The 19,732-nt window shown below is 57.5% G+C and carries 17 protein-coding genes, 1 other RNA gene and 2 pseudogenes; 12 read left to right on the plus strand and 8 right to left on the minus strand.

The genetic code is table 11. The features are described 5' to 3' along the window. Positions 1–158 precede the first annotated feature (158 nt). Positions 159–836 carry a hypothetical protein gene (locus QP888_RS02270; RefSeq protein ID WP_249606114.1) on the plus strand — a complete coding sequence of 226 codons (678 nt, stop codon included), beginning with the start codon at positions 159–161 and terminating at the stop codon, positions 834–836. A gap of 177 nt (positions 837–1,013) precedes the next feature. Here QP888_RS02270 and QP888_RS02275 read toward each other — a convergent pair whose 3' ends face one another. Continuing rightward, entirely contained in the window at positions 1,014–2,387 is a 1,374-nt protein-coding gene (locus QP888_RS02275; RefSeq protein WP_238632809.1) for a YibE/F family protein, read from the minus strand. 131 nt (positions 2,388–2,518) lie between these two features. Between QP888_RS02275 and ffs the strand changes: the two genes are divergently transcribed. Both ffs and QP888_RS02285 read left to right on the plus strand, forming a co-directional pair. Then, positions 2,519–2,615: signal recognition particle sRNA small type (gene ffs / locus QP888_RS02280), an RNA gene on the plus strand. Positions 2,616–2,732: 117 nt separating this feature from the next. Next, complete coding sequence (locus QP888_RS02285; RefSeq protein ID WP_284811950.1) at positions 2,733–3,548, plus strand: hypothetical protein; 816 nt, start codon at positions 2,733–2,735, stop codon at positions 3,546–3,548. Between the two features lie 23 nt (positions 3,549–3,571). On the opposite strand, the gene QP888_RS02290 is transcribed toward QP888_RS02285, so the two are convergent. From QP888_RS02290 to QP888_RS02305, 4 genes and pseudogenes are all read right to left on the minus strand, one after another. Beyond that, positions 3,572–3,817, minus strand: a complete 246-nt coding sequence (locus tag QP888_RS02290; protein WP_284586904.1) for a hypothetical protein — start codon at positions 3,815–3,817, stop codon at positions 3,572–3,574. Positions 3,818–3,890: 73 nt separating this feature from the next. Next, positions 3,891–4,647: pseudogene (locus tag QP888_RS02295) on the minus strand (amino acid--tRNA ligase-related protein); the annotation flags it as partial. A 21-nt stretch (positions 4,648–4,668) separates the two neighbouring features. Continuing rightward, positions 4,669–5,877, minus strand: a complete 1,209-nt coding sequence (locus QP888_RS02300; protein ID WP_021353505.1) for a globin domain-containing protein — start codon at positions 5,875–5,877, stop codon at positions 4,669–4,671. 19 nt (positions 5,878–5,896) lie between these two features. Further along, positions 5,897–6,382: an RrF2 family transcriptional regulator gene (locus QP888_RS02305; protein WP_023018828.1), complete on the minus strand. Its 486-nt coding sequence runs from the start codon at positions 6,380–6,382 to the stop codon at positions 5,897–5,899. A 501-nt stretch (positions 6,383–6,883) separates the two neighbouring features. Between QP888_RS02305 and QP888_RS02310 the strand changes: the two are divergent. Then, positions 6,884–7,736, plus strand: a pseudogene (locus tag QP888_RS02310) (transposase); the annotation flags it as partial. Positions 7,737–7,832: 96 nt separating this feature from the next. Here QP888_RS02310 and QP888_RS02315 read toward each other — a convergent pair. Then, positions 7,833–8,087, minus strand: a complete 255-nt coding sequence (locus QP888_RS02315; RefSeq protein WP_284811951.1) for a DUF6968 family protein — start codon at positions 8,085–8,087, stop codon at positions 7,833–7,835. 838 nt (positions 8,088–8,925) lie between these two features. Here QP888_RS02315 and QP888_RS02320 point away from each other — a divergent pair. The 8 genes from QP888_RS02320 (at position 8,926) to recR (ending at position 17,783) form a co-directional block, all read left to right on the plus strand. Next, positions 8,926–10,116: an ABC transporter substrate-binding protein gene (locus QP888_RS02320; RefSeq protein ID WP_284811952.1), complete on the plus strand. Its 1,191-nt coding sequence runs from the start codon at positions 8,926–8,928 to the stop codon at positions 10,114–10,116. 9 nt (positions 10,117–10,125) lie between these two features. Beyond that, positions 10,126–11,019, plus strand: coding sequence for an ABC transporter permease (locus QP888_RS02325; RefSeq protein WP_284811953.1), 894 nt, complete (start codon positions 10,126–10,128; stop codon positions 11,017–11,019). Then, the gene (locus QP888_RS02330) at positions 11,012–11,836 is read left to right on the plus strand and encodes an ABC transporter ATP-binding protein (RefSeq protein ID WP_284811954.1); all 825 of its coding nucleotides are present in this window, start codon (positions 11,012–11,014) and stop codon (positions 11,834–11,836) included. Before QP888_RS02325 ends, QP888_RS02330 begins: the two co-directional genes overlap by 8 nt. A gap of 151 nt (positions 11,837–11,987) precedes the next feature. Beyond that, positions 11,988–13,256 (plus strand): aspartate aminotransferase type Ic, encoded by a 1,269-nt coding sequence (locus QP888_RS02335; protein WP_284811955.1) that lies wholly within the window; start codon positions 11,988–11,990, stop codon positions 13,254–13,256. A 55-nt stretch (positions 13,257–13,311) separates the two neighbouring features. Further along, on the plus strand, positions 13,312–13,815 hold the full coding sequence (locus QP888_RS02340; RefSeq protein WP_350338214.1) for a suppressor of fused domain protein: 504 nt from the start codon (positions 13,312–13,314) through the stop codon (positions 13,813–13,815). A 78-nt stretch (positions 13,816–13,893) separates the two neighbouring features. Next, the gene (locus tag QP888_RS02345) at positions 13,894–16,656 is read left to right on the plus strand and encodes a DNA polymerase III subunit gamma and tau (RefSeq protein ID WP_284811957.1); all 2,763 of its coding nucleotides are present in this window, start codon (positions 13,894–13,896) and stop codon (positions 16,654–16,656) included. 128 nt (positions 16,657–16,784) lie between these two features. After that, a complete protein-coding gene (locus tag QP888_RS02350; protein WP_018121069.1) occupies positions 16,785–17,123 on the plus strand; it encodes a YbaB/EbfC family nucleoid-associated protein in 339 nt (112 codons plus the stop codon). Further along, positions 17,124–17,783, plus strand: a complete 660-nt coding sequence (recR, locus tag QP888_RS02355) for a recombination mediator RecR (RefSeq protein ID WP_284811958.1) — start codon at positions 17,124–17,126, stop codon at positions 17,781–17,783. A 32-nt stretch (positions 17,784–17,815) separates the two neighbouring features. Here recR and QP888_RS02360 read toward each other — a convergent pair whose 3' ends face one another. Next, positions 17,816–18,757 carry a siderophore-interacting protein gene (locus tag QP888_RS02360; protein WP_284811959.1) on the minus strand — a complete coding sequence of 314 codons (942 nt, stop codon included), beginning with the start codon at positions 18,755–18,757 and terminating at the stop codon, positions 17,816–17,818. An 81-nt stretch (positions 18,758–18,838) separates the two neighbouring features. After that, positions 18,839–19,720 carry a type 1 glutamine amidotransferase gene (locus QP888_RS02365; protein WP_284811960.1) on the minus strand — a complete coding sequence of 294 codons (882 nt, stop codon included), beginning with the start codon at positions 19,718–19,720 and terminating at the stop codon, positions 18,839–18,841. Positions 19,721–19,732: the final 12 nt, after the last annotated feature.

Here is a 19,732-nt window from a genome sequence, read left to right on the forward strand (position 1 = left end):
GTTCACTTCCTTTAGGTGAGTGCCCCGAAGGCCCCCGGACAGTGTGTGGTGACACTGTCCGGGGAGGGGCCGGGCGGGGAGCACCGTGTCGGCGATTCTGCCGGGGTCGATTCGTGTCGTTGGTCAATAAGTGTTCTCCCCTGCGGTTGGATGGTGACGTGGTAGATGGCGAATGGATAAACGTAGCGTTTGGTCTTGTGGGAACACTGATGGGTGGTGGGATCACATGGTGGACGCAAGACAGGGCTCGTAGGCGGGACTTCGAGTTTGACCGGGCTATTAAGCAGTTCGAGGCATGCCTAGATCTCTATGATTACATTGCTTCCACGCCTTTGAATGAGTCCAGATTTGAGATTGAGAATATTCTTCCCAACGATCAGAGAAGTGTTTCCTCGGGAATTGCAGAGTTCATAGATATATCTGCCTCAATCGAGCGCCGTGTTAAGCGATGTATATGGCTATCGGCCGATTCGCTCGTAGCCCAAGGTATCGCCGAGATGGGGCTCCACATTGGAGTCACGGTTGAGATGTGGAGGCGACATATTCAGTGGCTTAAGGACGGTGATATTGACAGGCTAGAGATAGTTGAGTATCCGGGAGGGCTGGACTCTCCCGCAACGGTCAAGAACAGGTACCTTGCATACGCTAAGGATATCTGTTCGGCGGCCCGGGCGGAGAAAGACCGTGTCATATTCGAGACGGGGCTTATTGATCGTGGGATGCTCGCTGTTAGTAAGCGCTGGCGAAAGCTGAAATTCCGAGCTGGTTTGCTGCTGGACAAACGACCATACCGCCGCAAACGTCCCGAAGACGCAGACTGGGAGGGTGTGGAGTAGCCGGGCAGTCAGGGAATAGTGTCCGACGTGCCACGCACGCCTAGGGGTACCCCCAAACCCGGTATTGGCAATGCCATGCTGGACGCGCCGCTTGGTTGAGCAATTTTTTGGGCATAGTCCAGCTTGTCCATCTACTCAGACGGAACAAAACCTGGGATATTGCAGTTGGTTGCTAACTTATGCTTCCCGCGGGGCAGCATCGACGGCGGCAGGGGCGCGTACAGTCAAAGCCGCAATGGCTGTGGTGAGTGGAACCGCCAAGACCAGGGCAATAGCGCCGGTCACCGAACGTAGAATTTCCGTAGCCATGATGTCACTGCTGAGAATCTGCCCCAGCGGACGACCAGAAATACTCAGCAGCAAAAGCGTCGGCAAGGCCACACCCGTATAGCTTAAAACCAGCGTGTATACCATCGACGCAATATGGTCACGGCCGACGCGCATGGCACCAGCGAACAAGCGTAGGGGTTTCGCGCCGGGTTCCAGTTCGCGCATTTCGTTGACGGTGGAGGCTTGTGCGATGGTGACGTCGTTAAGAACACCGAGCGCGCCAATGATCATGCCTGCGAGCATCAACCCGGAAATGCTGACTCCTGGCAGGTAGACCAGGATATTCAAATTGTTTTCATCGCCCAGCCCGCGGATGCCGGCAGTGGCCACCGCAAGCGTCGACAAGCCCACGGATAGGCACAATGCCAACAGCGTGCCGCCCATGGCACTAGCGGTTTTCCAGCTGAAACCATGTACCAAAAACAGCACCAAGAACAGCACCGCGGCGCCACAGGTGAGTGCAAGCAGAATAGCGGAACCACCGTGGATGAGCCCGGGAATAAGAAACGCTGCGATCACAGCCAGGGTGATGACCAGGCCGAATACTGCGCGTAGGCCACGCCAGGCGCCAACCGCGATGATCAGGATGACCGCCGCTGCCAGCCAAAGCCAAATAGTGGTGCTGCGTTGGAAATCTTGAAAACCATAGCTGCCGGCGTCGTGCTTGGAAAGAGCGATCTTGTCGCCTTCTTCCAATTGCGGATTACCCGGGATTTCTGGGTGGATCTCCAGCAGTGTGCGTTGGCCTTCGTGCTCACCGGAAGTTAAATCGATTATCGCGTGGGTGCAATCGTTTGGCGCCTCTGGGTTGGTTTGCGGGGAAGTGTCAAAGACCTGGCCATTCGACGGGGAACCGCACATGCCGGGCTGGACGATGGCGACGGTGCCGTCGACAAGCTCACCGGAAAGTGACGAGGTTTGCTCGAATTGCTCACTGACCGGGGGCTCTTCATTGGGCGGCCATTGGATGATAAACCCAATGATGGTCGCCGCAGCCGCGAGGATGAGCCCGGCTGCGAGTACGCGCTGAGGCCACGTCCAGGTTTTGATGGCGCTGAGGCTGCGACCGGATGGCTGATGTTCGGGTTGCGCCGATTGTTGGCCCGGCCGTGTGGTCTCCGTTGTTTGCGGGGCGGGTGCTGCTTGGTTGGCGGACTGTTTTTGCTGTGCAAGCAGCGATTGTGCGGACTGCGACGAACTAGTGCGGTGATGGCGACCCATGGGCTAAGAATATCGCCTGCGTGCAGTGTTGCCTAAAAATCTGGTGACAGAGCGTTGGTTCAGTGCATGTTTCCGTGGTCTCGTGATGCCGTGAGGTTAGACCACAGCGGTGGCGATGTGGTAGGTTTATCTGCAGGATCTCGCGTGGCGTTCATCCTCTCAACTCCCCCAGGGCAGGAATGCAGCAAGGGTACGGAGGCTCTGGCGGGTGCGCGGGGTCCGTTTTTATTACCTGCTTTGTAAGGGTTGGGTTATGCGGGTTATGGGGATATGCGACAAAGTCGGGTTAAACGACAAGGGTTAACCGGCAAAGTAGTGCACCCGAGTAGTAACGAGAGAAAATAAATGAAAACCGTGTTTAGAACGCTGCTGGCTCTCGGAGTCATTTCCGAAATCGCAGTGGTGACCCTCTCGGCGACGTTGCCGTCACTCTCTGGCTGGTGGGTATTAGCCCCTATCTCCGTCATCGCCGTAGCTTTCATGCTGTTGTTTGTTGGGATGGCTATGGACCGGCGGAAGAAAGGATCTTGGTCGGTTTCACTCTCTCAAACTGCCGGACGTTTCGGGGTTCCTAGACTGGCACTGGCTTTGCTGGTTTCGGAGATCAGCTCGCTGTGGTCGCTCACCAAAATTTTTACATGCCCCGCTTCCCCTGCCGGTGCCGACGCCCACCCCGGGTACAAGAACCTACGAACCGTGGTTACCTTAATCGTCGCTCTAGTCATCGTTGAAATCATTGTCATACACCTGGCTGTGCCCAGCCAATTTTGGCGCATTTTGCTGCTGGTGCTGAGCATCTACGCACTCTTATTATTAATCGGGTTTTACACTTCTATTAAGGTCAATCCGCATCTTCTCACACCGCGGGGCTTAAAAATTCGACGTGGCCACAGATTCGTGTGTGAGATTCCATGGGAAAACCTGGCACGGGCGCAAAAGGCTGGTCCCGGGCAGGGCGGTGACATCATTATCAATGAAGACGGAGAAGTTAGGCTCCCAGTTCTGAGCGAAGTTAACGTCAGACTTGAGATGGAACCACCGGTCTCGGCGGAAGACCTGCACAAAGGACGGGTCGATGTGACTGCAGTCGAAATTTACTGCGACGACAGAAATTCTTTCCTTGATTCGGTTGCTGAGGCGTGGCGGTCACGCACTATGTGAGAACTTAACGCAAGAGCTCACGATCACTGTTGGGGGTTAAACGACAAAACGAAGTGCGGACATTCCGCCGTCGTGGTGGTTTGTGATTGCGGCCAGCCCATCACAATCAACCAGTCGAAATGATCCGGAGTTGGCAGCCCATCACCTTCATATACACGTGAGTAGGACAGCTCATGGCCACGAGCTTGCGCCCATTGCGCATAAGCCCCGGGGGCCTCAAAGGCCTCGTGCACGACGAAGTGAATGCGGCTATTGGGGCGATTGTCCATATTCGAATCCTCTCCTCGCCTGCACTATAGCTGGAAGCAGGTACAAGGTGAGGCGGAATAGCAGGATTGCTGCCAGCGCCTCGTTCAGCGAGGGATACATTTCAATTTCTTTCCACTCGCCACCGAAGTCGTATTCGGTGCCGTCTGCCAGGCGAACCTTGCCAGTGCCCTCCAGGTCGGTGCCTTTGTTTAGCTGCTCCACGATGTACTGGGTGGACTCGCGGGTGGTGCGGGCACAGTCGTCGTAGTCGACCCAGGCAGCGTAAGTCTCGAGCATTGCAAACTCCGGGGGTGCGACTTATCTACGCCCTCGTTGCGGAAGTTGCGGTTGATCTCGAAGACGCGATCTATGCCGCCGACCACAGCGCGCTTGAGGAATAGCTCTGGAGCAATGCGCAGGTACAGGTCGATATCCAGATCGTTGTAGCGCTATCGCACGCGCGTTTCTTCGTTCATTTCAGCGAAGGCCACGGGTAGCGGGCGCAGGGACTTCGCGGCTATGACCCACTCGCTGGCCATCACGGATAGCTCGCCCCGGAGGGAGGCAATAACGCGACCGGTCACCCCGATGAAGTCACCGAGGTCGACATCTTGGGTTTCTTCGCCTGTGGCGAGGTAAGTGATGCCCTCATTCTCCGCCGACGTAGCTTCCGCTTCGCCGTCATCTTTCCGCACAGCCCAACGTGCGCGAACCTCGGACAGGGAGTGGGTCCGCGGCACTTCTACTGGGTAGGCATCCTCCCGGATTCGAGAATCCGCTGACGCTTGTCGCGCCGGATGCGAAGCTGTTCTGGAACGTTGAAAGCTGGGGTTTTCGATGCGTCAGTCACGGGTCATAAGTCTTGCGCATCTTAAATCAACCAGTCATTAGGGCTAAACAGCTCGAAGTGGATTCCCTTCGGTGCCAGCGCATCGGCGTTTTCGGCCAGCTGGTCGCGCTGGTTCTGCAGGAAGTTGCTGCCACCACAGAGGTACCAGCGGGCGCCCTGCGGGATCAGCCCCTCTTCGGCCAGTGCCTTCAGATCGACCGATTCTCCATTGTCGCGGTAGCGGGCGATATGGCGGGCTTCGCCCTTATCGGCCAGGCCGACAACGTGGGAGTCCGTGATGTCGCGTTGAGCGTAGGAGTCTGGGGTGGCGTCCGCATGAATAACGGTGACGGCGGGTACCGCGCTGGAGGCAGAGCGGGCAACCAGTGCGGCCAGCATGCCGGTCATTGGGGTCGAACCGATTCCCTGAGAGACGAGCACCGCGGGCGCGTCGTCTTCCTGCAGCACCAGGTCGCCAGCCGGAAGTGTGGCTTGCACCTTCCCGTCGATTTCCACCTCATCCATGAGGAAGGAGCTGACCTCACCATCGCGCTGCACGGCGATGGTGAAGCTTTCCGCAGTGGTGCCGACGATCGAGTATTGGCGCAGCTGGCGAGCACCATCTGGGAGCTGTACACCGACGGAAACATACTGGCCAGGTAGCGCATCACTGAAGTCCACACCACTGAAGGTGAACTCCACGACATTGTCGGAAAGCTGCTTTTTCTCCTGCAGGGTCACGGTACGGAAGACGTCGCCGTCGGCCACGTCGGCGGAGCGGTAGAGGTTGCGTTCGAAGTCGATGAGGACCTTGGCCATTAGCCAGTAGACCTCATCCCAGGCAGCGGCGACCTCGGGGGTGACTACGTCCTCACCCAGCACTTCAACAATCGCGGCGAACAGGTTGTCGTGCACGATCTGGTACTGGGCCTCGGTGATACCGAGAGAGACGTGCTTGTGGCCGATGCGAGAGAGCATGTCGCGCGGGTCCGGGGCATCCGGGGTGACCAGCATGGAGGCGAAGGTAGCAATCGAGGCGGCCAAGGCTTTCTGCTGCTCGCCGGAGCGCTGGTTGCCGCGATTAAACAGGTCCGAAATCAGTTCTGGATGCTTGCCGAACATGGTGCGGTAAAAGACGGGAGCGATGTCTTCGATTGCACCGCCGACGATGGGCAGGGTCGCCTTGACGATCTCTTCGTTTTCGGGGGTCAGGGCGATGTCGGTCGTCTGTGGCTGAGTTGAGATATACATGGTGTTTGCTTCGAACTCCTTATGCCGTCACGCCAGAGCTCTGCTGAGTGCGCGGTAAGCCCAGAGCCTGTCGTGTTGGGTTTTCTCCGAATGGCGCGGGCGCGGTATTCGCGATCAAGTCGCCAATTGTGTCTCCATCCAGCTCCGCAAAGAAGGCTTCACGGGCGGCAGCAAGGCGGCTCCGGAGAGCACAGTCGCGCGAGGCCAGAGGGCAGTTTTGGCCCCCTTCGCAATCCACGACTTCGCCGGGGCCTTCCAATTGGCGCAGGATTTTTCCCACGCTTGCTTGGCGGGTGTCATCCGCCAGATACACTCCACCGTTTCTGCCCCGCACGGCAGCTACCCATCCCAGTTCAACCAAGCGGGCGTTTACCTTTGCCACGTGGTTGGTTGATCCGTTGATGCGCGTCGCGAGATCAGAGATCGTCACTCTCTGTCCTGGCTGCAGATCCCCTAAAACCATGAGGGTCCGCAAGCCCAGATCTGCGAACGTGGTCAAGTGCATAATTCCACCCTAAGCGTCAATCAATAAAAGATCTATCTCAGATGCATCTTTTATTGTGGTTTGTAGCCAACGCAACATTTCCGCATTTTTCAGAGTCAATGCGACGTTTTTTAATGCCCTAACCACCGCCGGCACTACCCCTCATCCCCTAACGGGCTATCCCATTACGTTGTTAGCAGTTCCACATCAGGGCCCCGAAGGTTCATAGCCTGTCCACCCGATTAGGCGAGCTATATTTATGTTCGTTCACACCGTCCGAAAGGACAGTGGAACTAGTCGCTGGCTTCGGTATGGCTTATTCCTGTCCCTGTCTGACAATGATCCAGGGGGTGATGTCGTCGAAGACAGTGACATATTCAAACTGCTAATAGGAACCTGACCCAGCCCAGGTGGTATGAGGTCTCACAGTAATGTGGATGCCAGTGCCAAGTATGTCCGACAACCCCAGCGATGAAGCTTAAATAATCCAACTTCTAATTCATCGCTAGCAGGCACACACCCATGGCTTATGACTTCGTCATTGGCATGGACGTCGGCAAATACTTCCACCACGCCTGCGTCCTCGCCCATGCCGGTCTTCACCTTCCGGATACCCTGCGCAACCTCGACCGCGTTGAGGAAGTCTTCTGCCAGCTGAAAGTTCTCAACGGTATCGACGAAGACCTTGCCCGGGCCTACACACGCCTGATTAACCAGATGCGATCCGCGCTCGTGAGAACCTATCCTGCATTCGAACATGTCCTGCGCGGGCAGATGATTCACCGAAAGTGGATCCTCCACCTACTTGCGAAATACGGTGGTCCCACCGAGATTCGACGCGTCGGTAAAGTACGCCTTAAAGCCTTTGCGCGCAGTCACAGAGCGCAATCCTGAGCCTGTCATCGATGCCATGCTTGCTGCCATCGATGGGCAGACCGTGTCCATTGCCGGCGCAGAATACGCCGAACTTGGCGTAGCAATGTCCGCCACAGATGCACTGGCCAAACTAGGCCATCGTAAGGAAATCGAGGCGCAGGTACTTGAACTTATTCAGGACATTCCGCAGACCGAGATTCTTTTATCCATGCCCGGTATCGGCCCGCGTAGCACCGCGCAGATCCTCATGACTGTTGGCGATATGTCCGACTTCCCCGATGCAGCGCACTTAGCGTCCTATGCAGGCCTATCACCGCGGACGAATCAGTCGACAACGTCCATTATGTCGAATTCGCCTAACCAGGCTGGCAACAAAAAATTAAAGAACGCCCTATGGCAATCGTCTTTTGCATCGATCAGATTCCACGAGCGTTCCCGGCAATTCTATGAACGAAAACGCAAAGAAGGCAAAGGACACAACGCCGCCGTCGTCGAACTCACCCATGGAGTTGACAACCTATATAGGAATACCCCCTGCTAGAGGGGCGCAAAGCCAGCAAGGGGTTGCAGGTCTTAGTGAATTTAGCTGAATCCGCTAGAAGCGGCCGGTTATGCCGTATGCTTCGGCTGAGGGGCGGGTTTTGATCAGGGCGTCGAGCATATCCACCGCCAATCTGATGGATTGTAGTGCGTCTATGCCGCCGACTGACAGGTTTCCGGCGTCCAGGCCTTCTGTGAAGATTTCACAGATCCAATCGTTTCCATCTTGGTAGGGGGCGCGTAGCCCCACGGTGAATTCTCCTTCATCATCGCGGTCGGTTCTTTGGGCGATGACCCTATGTTCGCTCATCGGCGGCAGTTTGCGTATTGAACGGCTGCGGCAGATCCCATACTGCTGATGAGAGAGCCGACGATTGCGGCGCTGATGATTAGTTTTTTAGTGGAGAGGTGTTTGGACATCTCGGTTCTTTCTAGTTGTGGGATGTGAGCCGGGCTGGTTGAAGTGTCCCAGTTTTTGTTCCGTTTGAGTAGATGAGCATCTCTTCAATTACGCCAATGAAATGTGACCACGAGGCAAAGACAACGTGCCCTGCGTTGTTGATGACTATATCCCGGCAGAAGACTTGTCGATCCAAGCCGCGCTCGCTGTCAACCATTCGTGAATAACGAGTGTGTGGACTCCTCGGTCCTGAGGCTTGGCCATTCAATTCAGCCATGGTGCATTTTTGCAAATAGGGCCGCTGAAAATGGCCTTTTTTAGTCCCTATTTGCAAAAGTGCACCATCTGCGAATACAAAGCGCCGAAAGGACGGCGAAAAGAGGTTTCCCTGGGGTAAGGAAGACGGTTAAGGGGGGGGCAAAGTGAGAGTCAACGGACCAACAAAGCTTCCGGCACCGCGCAAAGCCGCAAACACCCCCGGTGCACACTTTTTGTCGCATAACCCTTCCCGTGTTGGGGCTAGATATGGAGCCTTGGGACTTTGCCAAACCGGCACTCTGGTAGACAAGCCTGTCTATTAATCTTCCATAGCTGACGCAGCGTTACTGAATGGACTGAAAAGTTACGTTAACTGCACTTGTGCTCAATACCGGTTGTATAGCTATGAATTTAGAAATTGACTCTGCCATGTGTTCTGGCTTACGTTTAAACCCTTACTGAACCGACTGGTCTACTTAAGGAAGAACGCATGGTCTATAACCGCATTCTGTCTCGGCGACAGTTGCTGCGTACAGCAGTAGCCATGGGCGGGGTAGCCCTGGGAGGCGGCATGCTTTCTGCCTGTTCTACGCAGTCAGAAACACGACAGCCGCAAACAAGTGCTTCCGGGCCCGCATCTTCTGCTAGTTCTGCTTCCCGGGAAGAACTGGTCATCGGTTTTGTACCCATTGCGTGTGCCTCACCACTGGTTGCCGCAGACGCGCTCGGCGCATTTGAAAAACAGGGACTCCACGTAAAATTACGGAAATACGCCGGATGGGCTGATCTTTGGACGGCATATGCAACCGGAACCCTCGACGTTGCACACATGCTCTCACCAATGCCACTGGCAATTGATGCTGGTGCGACGAACGCATCCCGGCCGACAGAATTGGCTTTTACCCAAAACACCAACGGCCAAGCGCTTACCTTGTCTACCTCTCATCTGGGCGCGGTCTCGCAACCGACAGATCTTGCGGGGATGGTGCTAGGAATCCCCTTTGAGTATTCGGTGCATGCATTACTCCTGCGCGATTATTTGGTCGCCGGTGGTCTCGACCCAGTTTCAGATGTGGAATTGCGGCTCTTGCGGCCACCGGACATGGTGGCGCAATTGGCGGTCGGCGCCGTCGACGGTTTTATTGGCCCCGAACCGTTCAACCAAAGAGCATTGACCACGGGATCAGGCCGTGCGTTCATTCCCACCCGGCAGATGTGGGAGAACCACCCCTGCTGCTCGGTTGCTATAGCCAAAGAAATTGACCGCGGGGTGCGCGATCGTGTGGTCGCGGCGCTGCGCGAAGGTGCCCAATTTGTCGACAGCCCGCACCACGTACACGAATCGGCGTCGATGTTGGCAGAAGAAAAATACCTGAACCAGAAAGAAGAATTGATCTCGCCTGCTTTAGCCGGATCCTATACCACCTGGGATGGCACCGATGTGGTGGATCCGGACATGATCAATTTCGGCGGACAGACTTCAGCTACCGCGATTACCTGGATGGCTGCGCAAATCGCGCGCTGGGACCTCGGCGGCACGGCCTTGACGATGGACGACGATGTGCTCTTAGCAGCGACGGAATCAGTCTTGCCGCCTGAGGCAGACCGCAGCACGGGCCCGGTTGACATCAATGGCCGGATATTTGATCCGCTAAAGCCCACGGCTGGATACCAGCGTTAAGGACCCACTATGTCTCGAACTCACACGCTTACTACTCAAACTTCCACCGGCCGAACTTCCGCTAGCCGAACGTCTACCAGCCAAGCGTCCGCTGGCCGAACTTCCACCGGCCGAACGCTGCCAAGGGAAAAGTCCGGCCCGTGGAAACCCGTTGCCCTCGGCGTCGGCCTGTTTCTCGCTTTCCTTCTTGTATGGCAATTAATAGCGGCTGCGGGGTGGCTGTCGGATATCGCGCCGACGCCTGCTCGCACCTTCAGCCGCGGTGCTGAAATCTTGGCTGATCCTTTTTACCGGGATGGTCCAGCTTCCGTCGGCATATTCTGGCACATGGTGGCATCGCTGCGCCGTGTTCTACTCGGTTTTATCATCGCGATGCTCATCGCCATTCCGCTGGGATTCTGGTTAGGATCGTCCACCACCTTCCGCCGAGCGACGGACCCCTTTGTGCAAATTCTGCGGCCGGTATCCCCGCTGGCGTGGTTGCCGTTGGGGCTTGCGCTGCTGCGTGATGCGGAAAATACCGCGGTCTTCGTTATCATTCTCTCCGCTTTGTGGCCCACCCTGCTCAACACAATCGAGGCCGTACGTGGCGTGCATCCGTCGTACAAAAACCTCGGCGCCACATTGGGCACCAGCCGTGTGGACCGGCTGTTCTACATCATCGGGCCTGCCGCGCTGCCCGGAATCATCACGGGCATGCGCCAATCGCTGTCTACTGCGTGGCTGGTGATTGTGGCTGCGGAGATGCTCGTCGGCGGGCAAGGCGTCGGCTTTTTCGTGTGGAACATGTGGAACCGCCTGGATATTGATGCCATCGTCGTGGTCATCGTTCTCATCGGTGCCATCGGCTTGGCCCTGGATTACCTGGTTGCTTCATTGCAGAAAGTGGTGCGTTATGACTAATACCTCAACCGATACTGTGCCAAATACCGTCGATGCGCCTAGCACCAGTGGTACGGGCACCCCGCATATCGAATTTAAAAATATTACAAAAAGCTACGGGCCGACGACGATCATCGGCGAGACTTCCGTATCTATTAAGGAAGGCGAGTTTGTCTCTTTGCTCGGGCCTTCCGGCTCAGGCAAATCCACCATGCTGAACATGATTGCTGGCTTGGCGACGCCGTCGACAGGCGAGGTCCGTGCCCGCGACGAGGTGATCACCGGCCCGGGGCCAGACCGAGGAGTGGTTTTTCAAAATCACGCCCTGTTGCCATGGATGACAGCACGCGGCAATATCGAATTCGGGCTGCGCTCTGCACGGCCGGACTTGTCGAAAGCACAGCGTAAGACAATCACGCAGGATTTCTTGGATGCAGTCAGTTTGGGACATGCGGCTGACCGTCGTCCCGCACGATTGTCTGGTGGCATGCAGCAACGGGTGGGGTTGGCGCGCGCTTTTGCCATTGGTTCGGATATTTTGCTGTTGGATGAACCCTTCGGTGCGCTGGATGCGCTGACCCGGAGGCAATTACAGACCTTGCTGCTCAGCGTTTGGGAAGAAAACCGCCGCACGGTGGTGATGGTGACCCACGATGTTGATGAAGCGATCCTGCTGTCCGACCGCATCTTGGTTATGTCGCCGGGGCCGGAGGCAACCATCATGGAAGATTTACGGGTTGGCCTTGCCCGCCCACGTACCGGTGCTGCGGACCCAGCCGTCGGCAAGCGCAAAAATGAACTGCGCCAGCACCTGTTGTCGCTGCTGGAGCACAAATAACGGCAAATTGGGTGTGCTGCGTACCCGACCGTCGGCGGAAAGCATCGCGTTCGGCCGGAAGCTTTGCTTTTGGGTAGGCAACACAGATCTCACACAAACTCGCTACCATGGCAAGCAGCACAGATGTAACGGAAGGTAGGCGAGTACCCCAATGTCATTGCTCGACTTAGATACTGCACAATTTAACGAACTAGCCCAGCAAGTGCGCCGGGATTACCAGGACTTGCAGGCGAAAAACCTGAACCTGAACCTGACGCGCGGTAAGCCGTCGAACGAACAGCTCGATTTTTCTCATGACCTGCTTACCTTGCCTGGCGATGATCCGATCGACGCTGATGGGGTAGACGTGCGCAACTACGGCGGATTGCTGGGAATTAAGCAGCTGCGCGAAATTTGGGCGAATGCCCTGGGCCGCTCGGTGGACAACACCATCGCAGCTGATTCTTCTTCGCTGAACATTACTTTTGACCTGCTGCTGTGGTCCTATACCTTCGGCAACAATGATTCTGTACGCCCGTGGAGCCAGGAAGAAAAGATCCGCTGGATCTGCCCGGTGCCGGGTTACGATCGCCACTTCACTATCACCGAAAAACTCGGCATCGAGATGGTGTCTGTTCCTATGCTTGACGACGGCCCGGATATGGATGCCGTCGCAAAGCTGGCCCAAGATCCGCAGGTGAAGGGCATGTGGGCCGTGCCGGTGTTCTCCAACCCAACCGGGGTGAGCTTCTCTAAGGAAGTCTGCGAAAAACTGGCGGCTATGGACACTGCCGCGCCAGATTTCCGCATTGTGTGGGACAACGCGTATGCTCTGCACACGCTAACCGACGAATTCCCGGAAAATTACAACGTGCATGAGATGGCGGCAGCCGCCGGTAACCCGAACCGCTTTTGGGAAATGTCGTCGTCGTCCAAGGTCACGCATGCGGGCTCTGGCGTAGGCTTTTTCACCTCATCAGAGGAAAACATCGCGTGGTATTCCTCCATCGCGAGCGCCCGCGGCATCGGCCCAAACAAGGTCAACCAGCTGGCGCACGCGCGTTTCTTCGGAGACGAAGAAGGCCTGAAAGCGCTGATGCGCAAGCACTCCGGATCGCTGGCACCGAAGTTCGACGCTGTCCTGGACCTGTTGGAAAAGAAACTGGGCGGATATGACGTTGCTAGTTGGTCGCACCCAGAGGGAGGCTATTTCATTGACCTTAACGTCATCGATGGCACCGCGACACGCGTGTGGGAGCTGGCGAAAGAAGCCGGAATTGAATTAACCAAGGCCGGTGCTTCCTTCCCATATGGCGAAGATCCGCACAACCGGAATATCCGCCTGGCACCATCGATGCCTACCGCCGATGAGGTCGCTGTCGCCATGGATGGTGTGGCCACCTGCGTGCTGCTGGCTGCGATTGAGAAGAAGGAGGCTTAAGGCCCTGCAATTCGAAGAAACCGGCTATTGGCTCAGCCAACTCATCCCGGCCAAGTTGGAATTTCGCAGACTCGATCAGTGGCGTATTGCCAGCGCACAGATCGACGAGCAACAAGCGTTAGCGGCAACCGCTAACTTTGGCGACGTTGATACCGGGCTGACCAGCGATGAATCCGGCCAGTCCGTGCGCTGCGAGCTACTTGCCGTGGCGCAAGCCGAACAGCCCGCCATTGCGACAGCCGTTTTGGCAGCTGCAGAACTGTTACGTTCGGCAAACGGTGTTTTGCCAGCACAGCCGGGCGTGCTGCTGCCGGATATTGGCCAGAAATTCGCTGAGCTGGAACAAGATCATCTCACCGTGCGTCACGGGTTGCTAGCCGTGCCGTATTTGTGGTCTGGGAAAACGCCACGCCTGGAAGAAGACGACCGGCTCACGTTGATCTGCCAGCTGATCATGCTCACCGATGCGGAATATGAATTTGCGGTGGAACATGGCGTCGGCAAGCTGCAAGACAAGTTCTCGACCGAAGGTATTGATCCGGGTAACTGGGGTCGTTAGTGGGGCTGGATATGGTAGCCAGTAATGACTCGCACCGGTGGCTGTTGGGTCTTGTGGGGATATCGGTAAAGTAGTGGCGTGGCTCTTTACCGGAAATATCGCCCCGCAAGCTTCGCCGAGGTCATCGGACAATCGCAGGTCACTGAGCCTTTGTCAGTGGCGCTCGATGCCCACCGCATCAACCATGCTTACCTTTTTTCGGGCCCGCGTGGGTGCGGCAAAACCTCCTCGGCGCGCATCCTCGCACGCTCACTGAACTGCGTCGAAGGGCCGACCTCGACGCCCTGCGGGAAGTGCGATAGTTGCCGTGCGCTCGCCCCCGGTGGTCCCGGCAACCTGGATGTCACGGAGCTCGACGCGGCCTCCCACAACGGTGTAGAGGACATGCGTGAGCTGCGCGACCACGGCCACTACGCGCCGGCGGAATCGCGCTACCGTATTTTCATCATTGATGAGGCGCACATGATCTCACAACAGGGCTTCAATGCTCTGCTGAAGATCGTCGAAGAACCGCCTGAGCACCTAATTTTTATTTTTGCGACCACCGAGCCGGAAAAAGTCATCGGCACGATCCGCTCGCGTACGCACAATTACCCGTTCCGTCTGCTGACGCCACCGGATATGAAAGCACTGCTGCAGCACGTGGTGGAAGAAGAAAACGTGCAGGTAGAAGATGCGGTCTACCCCTTGGTGATGCAAGCCGGTGGAGGCTCGCCACGCGATACTCTCTCGTTACTGGACCAGTTGTTGGCCGGTGCGAAAGACGGGCAGTTGACTTACCAACAAGCGGCTCCGCTGCTGGGCGTGACGGACCTGGCGCTGATTGATCGTGTGATTGCCGCGCTTGCCGACGACGAAAAAGGCGAATTATTCCGCATCGTCAACGACGTCATCAATGCTGGGCACGAGCCCCGCCGTTTCGTGGAAGACTTGCTGGATCGCCTGCGGGATCTGTTGATCATCCAGGCTGTGCCTGAAGCTTTTGCCGAGGGTCTGGTTTCTGCCCCGCAGGATCGCGTGGCTGTGTTGCAGGAACAAGCCGGGTGGTTTAGCCCGGAGGCGCTGACTCATTACGCGGATGTGGTTAATGAGCGCTTGCCACAAATGCGTGGGGCGACTTCACCGCAATTGTTGCTGGAGATTTTGTGTGCGCACTTGTTGGCGCGGCCATACGTGGCAGCGGTGGGTAACGCAGCTGGTGCTGGAATTGGGACTGGAGCTGGTGTCCCGCAATCAGGCAAGTCTGGTCAGTCTGGAATAGATCAGATTGGTGCAGGTCAGGGTGCTGTAGACCAGGCGAATCGGCAACCAAGCGGACAAGGTGGTCCGCGCGGTGCTGCCGCGGCGTTGGCTGCTGTGGCTGCGATGGGTTCGTCGAAACCGCAGACAAAATCGATGCCGTCGCACGGTCCGGCGCCCAAGCCTAAGCCAGGCGAGCAAGCTGCCGGACAGGCACAGCAGCCTGAGCATGATCAGCAAACCCAGAATATTGCGCAGGCGCAGCAAGCTGCCGAGACTGCCCTGGAAAAGCCACAAGCATCTGGCGCTGGGGAACATGGTGGGGAACATAAGGAAGTTCCGAAGAATAAGCAGGAATCCACAGTTGCTGCTGGCCACGTGCAGCGAACCGAAGAATCTGCGGAAATACCACAGGCGGACCGACGACAGAGCGAACAACCACAGCGGGAACAACTGCGTGAGGAACAGCAACATGAGGAGCGGCCTTCCGAGGAACAGCCACACGATGAGCGGGTAAGTGCCGAGCAACCCAGCGAGGATGCCCTCGATATCATTCGTAGCCAATGGACAAAAATTCGCTCGAAGGTGGGGCAGACAAACCGCGTTGCTGAAGTCATGCTCACCGAAGCAAAAGTTTTGGGCATTGACGGTGACACCGTCGTGCTGGGGCACAACACCGGTGCTTTGGCAGAACGCATCAATTCTGAGGGCAACAATGCTGTGATCGTAGAAGCGGTAAGCGCCGCCGTCGACCAGAAACTACAGGTCAAATGTATCGTTGGTACGAAAACTCCCCCTGAGCTGACAGCACAACGGCGCGCCACTCCGCCACCGCAGAGATCTGCCCAGCAGAGTACGCAGCCGCAGCAAAAGGGGCAGCCCCAGCCAGCAGACCAGCCGCAAAGATCTCAGCAGGCAAACAACGACAGTGTCTGGCCAGAACCGCAACAGCCGCCATCACAGCGGCCGGAAAAACAGCGGTCAGAATCACAGAGGCCGGAAAAACAAGAGCCGGAAAAACATAGCACGAACGCCACTGAGAATGTGCCCGCGAACCCGAAAAATCAAGATTGGCGCGAGGTAGCCAACCAGGCAAAAAATCGGGCGCGTGAACGCGCAGCACGATCCAGCGGCGATACCTTCGGCGACGGTGTCCCACTGCCACCTGAACCGGCTGTGGAAGAGTCCGCACCGGACGAGCCGGCGCAAATGCAGCCAACACAATCGTCGGCAAGCCACATGCAGAACGCGCAGAACGCGCAAAACGTACACGGTGCACAAAACGCGCAGAACACAGAGAACACAGGCGGTGCACAGAACACACACGGCGCGCCGGGTAGCACCGAAACCAGTAATGCTGAAAGCGGCAATACACAAAACGGCAATGCGCATAACGACAATGCGTACAACAGCAAGACAAAAAACGGCAATGCGCAAAACAGCAGTGCGCACAACGGCGGGGACGACACAGGAACCAGCACCAGCACCAGCACAAACACGGACACTAACGCCAACACCAGCACCGGTGAACGCAGCCCGGAAGAAATCCATGCCGCCGCGCGTAAGCTGCTGGAAACCGAGCTGGGCGCGCGTCCGCTGTAGTCTGTCCGAGTCCGTTGTAAACTGGGGCCGATGTGCGCGTCCCACTCGCGCAGACGCCTAGTTATCGGGCTGATGCCCATAGCTATGTGTAAGAACACACCACTACACCACAACAAGGAGCATCGACGATGACGCAGCCACAAGACATGCAACAGCTCATCGCCCAGGCCGCCGAAATGCAGGCCAACTTGCAGAAGGCGCAGGAGGAAATCCTGGCCACCTCAGTTACCGGCAAAGCAGCCAACGGCCTGGTTGAGGTCACCATGACCGGTGGAGCTGAAGTTACCGACATTAAGATTGATCCGCAGGTTGTCGATGCCGACGACGTCGACACGCTGCAGGATCTGATCCTGGGTGCATTCCAGGACGGCCACCGCCAGGCTGGTGAGCTGGCCAAGGAAAAGATGGGCCCGCTGTCACAGGGCATGGGTGATGGCGACATCAACAACCTCATGGGTGGAATGTAAGTGTTCGAAGGTCCTTTACAAGACCTCATCGACGAATTCTCGCGCCTGCCTGGGATTGGGCCGAAAAGTGCCCAGCGGATCGCCTTCCATGTTCTGCACACAGAACCGGAAGACATCGACCGCCTCCAGCAGGCGCTTGCTGGTGTCCGCGACGGGGTTACGTTTTGCCGCATCTGCTGCAATATCTCCCGCGAAAGCGTGTGCCGCATCTGCCATGATTCCGGGCGTGATCGCTCGATGATCTGCGTGGTCGAAGAACCCAAAGACATTCAGTCCATCGAGCGCACTGGCGAATACAGCGGCCGCTACCACGTGCTCGGTGGTGCGCTGGACCCACTGGCGAATATTGGGCCGAAAGACCTCAACATCAGCCAATTGCTGCAGCGCATCGGTGGCGTGGTGCAGGACCGTGAGCTGGCAGATTCCACCTCAGAAAACCCGCTTTACGACGACGCCCCGGAGATCACCGAGGTGATTCTCGCGATGGACCCGAACACCGAGGGTGAGGCGACCGCGTCCTACCTGGTGCGCCTGCTGCGGGATTTCCCGGATTTGAAAATTTCACGGCTGGCCTCCGGAATGCCGCTGGGTGGCGATTTGGAATTCGTCGACGAGCTCACGCTATCCCGCGCGCTGTCTGGCCGCTTGCCCGTGCGCTAGCCTGCGCTGGTGCCAGACTCGCTGGTGCCAGACTATGGCCGCGGTTTCCCTGCGATCCAATACACGCACCACTGGATCGCAGCCGAGTCCAAGCCGAAGATGGACATGCCCAGTTTGCGTGCGGTTTTCGCCATCCCAGATTCCCCACTGGCCCACAGATACTCCGGCTGAAACTCCGGGTGTTGCCGGGCCAGTTCTTGCACGTGGGCAGCCAGTAGTTCCTGGTGCTGCGCATAAGGTCCCGTGACGACGTCCACGCCACCCGTTGTTTTCTGCCATTGATGCAGCGCGGCGGCTTCAATATCCGCGTCGGTTTCCGCGAGTGCGATCACCCGGATGGTGCGCAGTGTATCCGGGTGGAAACGCTGGCAGTATTCCAGAATTGCCCACACCGACGGCAGCGCTGAAGGGTCCGCGATGAGTAGCTGCCTGCTACTGGGGTGGTGCCACAATCCGCGGGAACCATAGATCGCGCATTCGTCACCTGGTTGTGCACGCAGCACCCAGTTCACCCCCGGGGCGGGGAAGGCGTGGTCGTCGGTGCTTTCCCGGCCTGTGCGTTTGCCGTGCGTGGCCACATCAAAACAAGCGGTAGCGTTTTCTCGGTCCAAGGCGCGGAAAGTGTACCAGCGCAGTTCTGGGCGCCACGCGGAATCGCAGGAGGCAATGACGGCGCGCAGGTTCGCGCGGTCGCCGTCGGCAAGCGCGTTTTCTAAGCCGTCCAGACTGGTGTCGGAGGTAGGCATAATCAGCCCAAAAAACTCATCCGGTCCAGTGAGACGCAGATCCGCGAAAGCGGGGGAGTGCAGGTGCACCCGAAGGAGTTCGTCGGCAAGCACCTCTATAGATTCCACCCGGCAACGCACAAAAAGGTGGCGTGCGTCGCCGGGTGGGTTGGACAGGGTGGTGTCGAGAAACTCGTCGAGTGTGTCAGAGTGCTCGGCAGAATGTTGCGAGGTATGTCCATTAGCCATGTGGTTTATCTTAGGCTAGCGTAAGATTCATTGGCCAGTGGGTTGCGTCTGGGCCCGAGGTCACAATGTTGCGGTGCGCGCTTAGCGCAGGCGCTCGGTGCGCAGCTGCTCGATGGCCGGGATCTCCAACGGTTCCAGCTCATCTAACGTGCAACCCAGTGCCATGGACAACACCAGATCCGCCAACTGCGGATTGCGTGCCAGGGCAGGGCCGTGCATGTAGGTCGCGATGACCGATCCTTGTACCGCCCCTTCGGCTCGAGCTTGCGCCTCAACATCGTCGGCTGCTCCAGCACGGGCAGCATCGATATCGCAGTTACCAATACCAGTGGTGATAGCACCCAAAGGGCGGGCGTCTGGGCCGAGCACACTGGCGCCCATGTGGTTTTCGAAACCAGTCAGCGGGGAGGTCAGGCTACTGGTGACACCGGCCTGCGTTGGTTGCGAAGCGACCTCACCAATCGCACGCTTGTGCAATGTGACGGTCCGGGCATCGATTAAGCCCAGCCCCTCGACTTCCCGTCCCGCAGCACGGAAAGTCTCGCCGACCAGCTGAAATCCAGCACAAATAGCGAACACTGGCGCACCAGCGCGGGCAGCTTTGTGCAGACCGCCGTCGGCAAGTAAATGCTCTACTGCCAGGATCTGCGCGCTATCTTCGCCACCACCCACGGTATAGGCGTCAAGCTGGCTCGGCACCGGTTCCCCAAGCTTGATCGGGTGAATCTGCGCCGAAAACCCCCGCATGCGGGCGCGCTGACGCAGCACCAGCGCATTGCCGTCGTCACCGTAGGTGCCCAACACGTCCGGCAGCACCAGACCAATATTCAGCTCGGCTTTTGTCGCTGCCTGGCTGGCGTCGGCAGTGCGCTCAGCTGCGTTATTGTCAGCCGCAGCGTTGTCGACCCCAGCGTTGTTAGGCGCAGCGTTACCGGCCGCAGCGCTGTGCTTATCGTGTGCCATATTCGCTGATCT

The sequence above is a fragment of the Corynebacterium sp. MSK297 genome (assembly GCF_030232885.1).
Taxonomy (GTDB): Bacteria; Actinomycetota; Actinomycetes; order Mycobacteriales; family Mycobacteriaceae; genus Corynebacterium.

Bases quoted from the DNA above. Each gene is read 5' to 3' on its own strand.
- QP888_RS02360 (WP_284811959.1), bottom strand. From the start codon at position 18,757: ATGGCTAATGGACATACCTCGCAACATTCTGCCGAGCACTCTGACACA.
- QP888_RS02300 (WP_021353505.1), bottom strand. From the start codon at position 5,877: ATGTATATCTCAACTCAGCCACAGACGACCGACATCGCCCTGACCCCC.
- QP888_RS02315 (WP_284811951.1), bottom strand. From the start codon at position 8,087: ATGAGCGAACATAGGGTCATCGCCCAAAGAACCGACCGCGATGATGAA.
- QP888_RS02285 (WP_284811950.1), top strand. From the start codon at position 2,733: ATGAAAACCGTGTTTAGAACGCTGCTGGCTCTCGGAGTCATTTCCGAA.
- QP888_RS02335 (WP_284811955.1), top strand. From the start codon at position 11,988: ATGTCATTGCTCGACTTAGATACTGCACAATTTAACGAACTAGCCCAG.
- QP888_RS02305 (WP_023018828.1), bottom strand. From the start codon at position 6,382: ATGCACTTGACCACGTTCGCAGATCTGGGCTTGCGGACCCTCATGGTT.
- QP888_RS02320 (WP_284811952.1), top strand. From the start codon at position 8,926: ATGGTCTATAACCGCATTCTGTCTCGGCGACAGTTGCTGCGTACAGCA.
- QP888_RS02350 (WP_018121069.1), top strand. From the start codon at position 16,785: ATGACGCAGCCACAAGACATGCAACAGCTCATCGCCCAGGCCGCCGAA.
- QP888_RS02365 (WP_284811960.1), bottom strand. From the start codon at position 19,720: ATGGCACACGATAAGCACAGCGCTGCGGCCGGTAACGCTGCGCCTAAC.
- QP888_RS02290 (WP_284586904.1), bottom strand. From the start codon at position 3,817: ATGGACAATCGCCCCAATAGCCGCATTCACTTCGTCGTGCACGAGGCC.
- QP888_RS02275 (WP_238632809.1), bottom strand. From the start codon at position 2,387: ATGGGTCGCCATCACCGCACTAGTTCGTCGCAGTCCGCACAATCGCTG.
- QP888_RS02325 (WP_284811953.1), top strand. From the start codon at position 10,126: ATGTCTCGAACTCACACGCTTACTACTCAAACTTCCACCGGCCGAACT.
- QP888_RS02330 (WP_284811954.1), top strand. From the start codon at position 11,012: ATGACTAATACCTCAACCGATACTGTGCCAAATACCGTCGATGCGCCT.